This is a genomic window from Teichococcus deserti, assembly GCF_001982615.1.
GTDB lineage: Bacteria > Pseudomonadota > Alphaproteobacteria > Acetobacterales > Acetobacteraceae > Pseudoroseomonas > Pseudoroseomonas deserti.
Map to the genome: position 1 here is coordinate 1 of NZ_MLCO01000122.1, position 6,539 is coordinate 6,539.

Here is a 6,539-nt window from a genome sequence, read left to right on the forward strand (position 1 = left end):
CATCGGGGAGGCTGGCATCGGTGAGCCTGGCATGCTGAAGCCTGGCGCGCGGAAGGCGCGCGGCGGCGGGGTGGCGGCGGCGCGCATCCAGGCGGCGCCCAACGCCGCCCAGCTCGACCAGGCCTCGGCCAGCTCGCGGTCGGCCGCCCATGCGGTGATCTCGCTCTGCCACAGGGTGATCCAATCCTCTGCCAGCCGCTCCAGCGCCTCGGCTTCCGTGCCGTCCTGTGGCCCCGCCATGGCGATCCTTGCTGCCCTGCCGCGAAATGACGCTGTCGAAGAACCATCCGGCCGTCCGATGGCTGCGCATCCTGGCGAAAATCGGGCCGTTCCGCCGATGAATCAACGCTCTTGCCTGCCGCGGATGCCCGCCATGCCGCGGAACATAGCGCCGCAGGCCGCCGGCGAAAGGCCGTTCGGCCCGATTTGCCGCGCCACGCCGCGCATCAGCCCTGTTCGCACCGCATCATGCCACGTGCTAGCGTCGTCCTGACCACGAATGCGGGGAGGCAGAAGATGGCTGAACAAGCGAAGCAGCAGCAGCCGGTCGACGAGGCGGGCAAGGCGGCCAGACCGACCGTCGTCATCAAGAAATACGCCAACCGCCGGCTCTACAACACCGAGGCCTCCTCCTACGTCACGCTGGAGGACCTGGCCAAGATGGTGCGCGACGGCCGCGACTTCGTCGTCTACGACGCCAAGTCGGGCGACGACATCACCCGCGGCGTGCTGACGCAGATCATCGTCGAGGAAGAGGCCAAGGGCCGCAACCTGCTGCCGATCCCCTTCCTGCGGCAGCTGATCGGCTTCTATGGCGACAGCCTGCAGTCGATGGTGCCGCGCTACCTCGAATTCGCCATGGGCAGCTTCTCGCGCCAGCAGGAGCAGATGCGGGCCTCGGTCGAGCAGGCCATGGGCAGCTTCAACCCGCTCGCCGGGCTGGAGGAGGTGGGCAAGCAGAACATGGCGATGATGGAGCGCGCCATGTCGCTGTTCAGCCCCTTCCCGATGCCGAAGGGCGGCGCGCCCTTCCCCGGCATGCCGGGAATGCCGGGCGCCACCCCTGGCGCCCCTCCTGCCGCCGCCCCGGAGGAGACCGCCGAGGTGATCGAGCTGAAGGCCGAGCTGCGCCGCCTGCGCCAGCAGATGGCCACCCTGCAGACGCCGCCCGGCCCGCCGACCGGCAAGGACGGCTGAGCACCTCTGCCGCCCCGGGGAGGGTCGCCGTTGCGACCCTCTCGCAGGGCCTTGTCAATCTCGTGGTAACGAATGACGATAACCGTGACGGTATGTGATACTATCCGTGGTTGATACCCCGGGGTGGGTCCCAAGGGGTTGATTCCGGGGCAAACCCACAGGGCAGGGCAGCAATGGCCGATCACGAATCCGGCGACGTCGCCGAAGACGCGCAGGAAGAGAACTCGACCCAGCGCGCGCGCCAGGCCGACAAGCATGTCGGCATGCGCATCCGCGAGCGCCGGTTGATGCTCGGCCTGTCGCAGCAGCAGCTCGCCAGCATGATCGGCGTCACCTACCAGCAGGCCCACAAGTACGAGCGCGGGCTGAACCGCATCTCGGCCGGCCGCCTGTTCGAGATCGCGTCCGTCCTGGCCGTCCCCGTCTCCTGGTTCTTCGAAGGCCTGGACGAGGAGGGCAGCGCCCAGCCGCTGGGCGTGCGCCAGCGCATGTGCCTGGAGCTGGCCCGCAACTTCGCCATGATCGACAACGAGCGCCACCAGGAGGCGCTGAGCCAGATGGCCCGGGCGCTGGCCGCCCAGTCCCAGGGCCGCCCCCTCGACGACTGATTTTCCAGTTGTCGGCGCACGTTGTGCGCCGACGGTGGAGCGCGGGTTGATTGCGAGCCATTCGCAATTTGACGGGCGACGAGGCCCGTCACCCCGCCTAGTCTCCGGCCCCTCTGCCGCCGCCGAATGCCTCGATGCCCCATCGCCTGACCTTGCCGCGCCGCGGGCTGCTGGCCGGCCTTGCCGCCGGGGGCGCCGCCACCCTGCTGCCGCCGGTCCGTCGCGCCCGCGCTGGCGAGGGCCTGCCGCCCCGTCCCGCCGCGCCCACCGCCCCGCGCCAGCACGACTGGACCTTCCGCGCCGCCCCCCGCCAGGCCCGGCTGCTGGGCGCCGAGGGCCCGGAATCGAGCGTCTGGACGTACACGGACGCGCTGCTGCCGGTGCTGCGGATCGACCTGGGCGACAGCATCGTCGCGCGACTCGACAACGCCCTGCCCGAGCACACCACCATCCACTGGCACGGCATCCGCGTGCCCAACGCCATGGACGGGGTGCAATACGTGACCCAGCCGCCGGTCGAGCCCGGCCAGTCCTTTACCTACCGCCTGACGCCGCCGGACACCGGCACCTTCTTCCTGCACCCGCATTGCAACGAGCCCGGCCAGGTCGGCCGTGGCATGGCCGCCGTGCTGCTGGTCGACGGCGACATGCAGGTGCCGGCCGATGCCGATATCACCCTGGTCTGCAAGGACTGGCGCCTGGCCCCCGACGGGTCCTGGCTGCCCTTCGAGACCGCCGCCGGCGCCGGCCGCGCCGGCACCTTCGGCACCCGCCGCGCGGTGAACGGGGTGGCCGACTTTGCCGCCGAGGTCCCCGCCCATGGCGACATCCGCCTGCGCCTGCTAAACCTGGACGGCACCCGCACCATCACCCCCGGCGTCGCTGGCGCCGAGGCCTTCGTCATCGCCACCGACGGCAATCCGATCGCCCCGGTGCCGCTGGACAAGTGGCGCCTTGGTCCGGCGATGCGGCTGGACCTGCTGGTGCGCGCGCCCGCGGCTGGCGAGGCCTTCACCCTCCAGGACCTGTTCGCGCGCGAGCCGGTGCCGCTCGGCCGCTTCACCGCGGTGGCGTCACCGCTGGCGCCGCGCCCCTTCCGGCCGGCGCCGCTCTATGCCCCTGGCATCCCGCGCGCCGATCTGGCCAGCGCCGAGCGGCTGCCCTTCGTCTTCAGCGCGGCGCTCGGCGCGTCCGGCGCGGTCGCCGGCCTGCCGCCCGATGACCCCTTTGCAAAAATCCTGATGGATGCGCTGTGTGTCGGCGGCCAGATCTTCTGGGCGATCAACAAGTCGACTTGGCCCGGCGGCGACCACCGCCAGCTGCCGCCGCCGCTCGCCGAGCTAAAGGCCGGCCGCAGCTACATCTTCGAGCTGCAGAACGCCACGCCCCACCCGCACCCGATCCACCTGCACGGCCATACTTTCGAGGTGCTGTCGCAGTCCCGCCAGGAGAACCCGCCGCACCTGGCCGACACCGTGCTGCTGCAGGCCCGCGAGAAGGCCGAGATCGCCTTCGTCGCGCGCGAAGGCAACTGGATGCTCCACTGCCATGTGCTGGAGCATCTGGGGACGGGGATGATGGGGTGGATCAGGGTTAAGGCTTAAGCGCCGGGGGCATTGAATGCCCCCGGACACCCACATCTGTTGGCGCCAGGAGGCCACAGGCGGGACGCCATATAAAAATACCGCCTGCGCCGGGGCGCCGAGGCGGCTTCTCTGCGTGACGCAAAATGAATGTGGGGGTCTAGGGGCATTCAATGCCCCCAGATTCTTCTCTTACCGGCTCGGATAAGTCCGCGGATAGGTCACCTGATCCGGCGGTCCCGGCGGCTTGATCGGCCCGGGGCGGCCGCAGGCGGCCAGGGCGAGGGCCAGGACCAGCAGGGTCGCGGTGGTGCGGATCATGCGAGACGCTCCCGCCACTCGGCGGCCATGCGGCGGACGTTGACCGGCGCGGTGCCGCCGTAGCTGGTGCGGGAGGCCACCGAGGCCTCGACGCTCAGCACCTGGAAGATGCCGTTGTGGATGCGCGGCTCTTCCGCCTGCATCTCGTCCAGCGTCAGGCCGGACAGGTCGACGCCGCGGGCCTCCGCCTTGGCGACCAGGTGGCCGGTGACGTGGTGGGCGTCGCGGAAGGGCAGGCGCAGCTCGCGCACCAGCCAGTCGGCCAGGTCGGTCGCCGTGGAGAAGCCGGCGCCGGCAGCCTCGCGCAGCCGGGTGGTGTCGGGCTTCATGTCGCGCACCATGCCGGCGGTGGCGGCAAGGCCCAGGGCCAGGTTCTCGGCGGCGTCGAAGATGCCTTCCTTGTCCTCCTGCATGTCCTTCCCGTAGGTCAGCGGCAGGCCCTTCATCACCGTGGTCAGGCCGACGAGGGCCCCGGTGATGCGGCCGACCTTGGCGCGGACCAGCTCGGCCGCGTCAGGGTTGCGCTTCTGCGGCATGATCGAGGAGCCGGTCGTGTAGGCGTCCGACAGCTTGACGAAGCCGAAATACGGGTTGGTCCACAGCACGATCTCCTCGGCGAAGCGGGAGAGGTGGGTGGCGCAGATCGAGGCGGCGGCGAGGAATTCCAGCGCGAAGTCGCGGCTGGCCACCGCATCCAGGCTGTTGCGCATCGGCCCGTCGAAGCCCAGCGCCTGGGCCGTCATGTGACGGTCGATGTTGAAGCCGGTGCCGCAGAGCGCGGCCGAGCCCAGCGGGCTCTCGTTCATCCGCGCCCGGCAGTCGCCGAGGCGGGAGCGGTCGCGGCCCAGCATCTCGACATAGGCCAGCAGGTGGTGGCCCAGCGTCGTCGGCTGCGCCGGCTGCAGGTGGGTGAAGCCCGGCATGACGCTGGCGGCATGCTCGTCGGCGCGCTCGACGAGCGCCCGCATCACGTCGGCGATCTGGCCGTCGAGCCCGTCGATCGCGTCGCGCACCCAGAGCCGGACGTCGAGGGCCACCTGGTCGTTGCGCGAGCGGGCGGTGTGCAGGCGCTTGCCGGCCTCGCCCACGCGCTCGGTCAGGCGCGCCTCGATGTTCATGTGGATATCCTCCAGCGCCTCGCTGAAGGGGAAGGTGCCGGCCTCGATCTCGGCGGCGATGGCGGCGAGGCCTTCCTTGATGGCGGCCTCGTCATCGGCGGAGATGATGCCTACATGGCGCAGCATGGCGGCATGGGCCAGGCTTCCGCGGATGTCCTGCCGCCACATCTTGCGGTCGAAACCGATGGAGGCATTGATCGCCTCCATGATCGCCGAGGGTCCGGCGCTGTAGCGCCCGCCCCACTGCTGGTTGCCCTGGCTTCGCTGCTGACTGGACCCACTGGAACTGGACAAGGAAGGATCTGCCTCGTGTTGCTCGGACGCCGCTCCATGCTCTCGCTGACCGCGGCGGGGGCGACCCTAACCACGCTGCTTCCGGCACGGCAAGGGATTGCAGGGGAGAGCGTGGAAGGTCTGTCCAAGCTGGCCCGCTCGGAACCCCGTCCTCTCCCAGAATTCAGCTTCACCGACGCTGAAGGAACCACCAAGACCGTCGCCGATTTCAAGGGCCGGCCGCTGCTGCTGAACTTCTGGGCCACCTGGTGCCCGCCCTGCGTCGCCGAGATGCCGGCGCTCGACCGCGCCCAGGAAGCGCTGGGCGGCGAAGGCTGGGCGATGCTGGCGCTGTCCTCCGACCGGGCCGGGAAAAGCCAGGTCGAGCCCTTCTACCAGCGCACCAAGCTGCGCCACCTGGCGATCTGGCTGGACCCGCGCGGCGCCGCCGCCCGCGCCTTCGCCGCCCGCGGCCTGCCGACCAGCGTCATCGTCGACCGCCAGGGGCGCGAGGTCGCGCGCCTCGAGGGCTCGGCCGCCTGGGACCACCCGGCCTTCATCAAGCTGCTGCGGGAGCTCGCCGGCCCGGCGCCTGAGACCACGCAAAGGACCTGACACCCCCTCGACGGCCGGCCGGCAGGGGGCGACACTCCGCCCCCTGATCTGAGACGGGGATGCCGGCATGAGTGAGTTGTGGCGCCTGACGGCCAGCGAGGTCGCGGCGAAGGTGGCGGCGAAGGCCGTCTCCGCCCGGGACGTGGCGCAGGATGCGCTGGCCCGCCTGGCCGCGGTGAACCCGGCGATCAACGCCGTGGTGCAGGAAATGCCGGAGCAGGCGCTGGCCGCCGCCGATGCCGTCGACGCCGCCATCGCCAAGGGCCAGCCGGTCGGCCCGCTGGCTGGCGTGCCGGTCACCGTGAAGGTGAACGTGGACCAGGTCGGCTTCGCCACCACCAACGGGTTGCGCCTGCAGAAGGACCTGGTCGCCACCGAGGACAACCCGGTGGTCGCCAACCTGAAGAAGGCCGGCGCCGTCATCATCGGCCGCACCAACACGCCAGCCTTCAGCCTGCGCTGGTTCACCCGCAATTCTCTCCATGGCCACACGAAGAACCCGCGCAACCCGGCGCTGACCCCGGGCGGGTCCTCGGGCGGCGCGGGGGCGGCGGTCGCGGCCGGCATCGGCGCCATCGGCCATGGCACGGATATCGGCGGCTCGATCCGCTATCCGGCCTATGCCTGCGGCATCCATGGCCTGCGCCCGACGCTCGGCCGCATCCCCGCCTGGAACCCCTCGGGCCCCGAGCGCGCGATCGGCGCCCAGCTGATGGCCGTCTCCGGCCCGCTGGCGCGCAGCATCGCCGATATCCGCCTGTCGCTCGCCGCCATGGCCGCGGAAGACGTCCGCGACCCCTGGTGGGTGCCCGCCCCCCTGGAAG

8 protein-coding genes are annotated in these 6,539 nt (G+C 70.9%); 5 read left to right on the top strand and 3 right to left on the bottom strand.

Going from position 1 to position 6,539, the window contains the following annotated elements:
* The coding region (locus tag BKE38_RS13845; protein WP_131829594.1) for a hypothetical protein at positions 1 to 240 on the bottom strand (240 nt) is incomplete at its 3' end.
* 276 nt (positions 241 to 516) lie between these two features.
* Here BKE38_RS13845 and phaR point away from each other — a divergent pair.
* The 3 genes from phaR to BKE38_RS13860 all read left to right on the top strand — a co-directional run bounded on the left by phaR (position 517) and on the right by BKE38_RS13860 (position 3,409).
* Positions 517 to 1,197 (top strand): polyhydroxyalkanoate synthesis repressor PhaR, encoded by a 681-nt coding sequence (gene phaR, locus BKE38_RS13850; protein ID WP_076957897.1) that lies wholly within the window; start codon positions 517 to 519, stop codon positions 1,195 to 1,197.
* A gap of 173 nt (positions 1,198 to 1,370) precedes the next feature.
* Complete coding sequence (locus BKE38_RS13855) at positions 1,371 to 1,805, top strand: helix-turn-helix domain-containing protein (RefSeq protein ID WP_076957898.1); 435 nt, start codon at positions 1,371 to 1,373, stop codon at positions 1,803 to 1,805.
* A gap of 134 nt (positions 1,806 to 1,939) precedes the next feature.
* Positions 1,940 to 3,409 carry a multicopper oxidase family protein gene (locus tag BKE38_RS13860; RefSeq protein ID WP_076957899.1) on the top strand — a complete coding sequence of 490 codons (1,470 nt, stop codon included), beginning with the start codon at positions 1,940 to 1,942 and terminating at the stop codon, positions 3,407 to 3,409.
* A gap of 171 nt (positions 3,410 to 3,580) precedes the next feature.
* On the opposite strand, the gene lptM is transcribed toward BKE38_RS13860, so the two are convergent.
* Positions 3,581 to 3,709, bottom strand: a complete 129-nt coding sequence (gene lptM / locus BKE38_RS33265) for an LPS translocon maturation chaperone LptM (RefSeq protein WP_242662346.1) — start codon at positions 3,707 to 3,709, stop codon at positions 3,581 to 3,583.
* Positions 3,706 to 5,034, bottom strand: a complete 1,329-nt coding sequence (argH, locus tag BKE38_RS13865) for an argininosuccinate lyase (RefSeq protein WP_242662347.1) — start codon at positions 5,032 to 5,034, stop codon at positions 3,706 to 3,708. The genes lptM and argH overlap by 4 nt, the downstream gene beginning before the upstream one ends.
* Before the next feature lie 198 nt (positions 5,035 to 5,232).
* On the opposite strand from argH, the gene BKE38_RS13870 reads away from it, so the two are divergent.
* Together BKE38_RS13870 and BKE38_RS13875 are read left to right on the top strand one after the other, a co-directional pair.
* Positions 5,233 to 5,715: a TlpA family protein disulfide reductase gene (locus BKE38_RS13870; RefSeq protein ID WP_242662348.1), complete on the top strand. Its 483-nt coding sequence runs from the start codon at positions 5,233 to 5,235 to the stop codon at positions 5,713 to 5,715.
* 67 nt (positions 5,716 to 5,782) lie between these two features.
* The coding region (locus BKE38_RS13875; RefSeq protein ID WP_242662349.1) for an amidase at positions 5,783 to 6,539 on the top strand (757 nt) is incomplete at its 3' end.

Coding starts and splice junctions, on each gene's coding strand:
- BKE38_RS13855 (WP_076957898.1), top strand. CDS start 1,371: ATGGCCGATCACGAATCCGGCGACGTCGCCGAAGACGCGCAGGAAGAG.
- argH (WP_242662347.1), bottom strand. CDS start 5,034: ATGGAGGCGATCAATGCCTCCATCGGTTTCGACCGCAAGATGTGGCGG.
- lptM (WP_242662346.1), bottom strand. CDS start 3,709: ATGATCCGCACCACCGCGACCCTGCTGGTCCTGGCCCTCGCCCTGGCC.
- phaR (WP_076957897.1), top strand. CDS start 517: ATGGCTGAACAAGCGAAGCAGCAGCAGCCGGTCGACGAGGCGGGCAAG.
- BKE38_RS13860 (WP_076957899.1), top strand. CDS start 1,940: ATGCCCCATCGCCTGACCTTGCCGCGCCGCGGGCTGCTGGCCGGCCTT.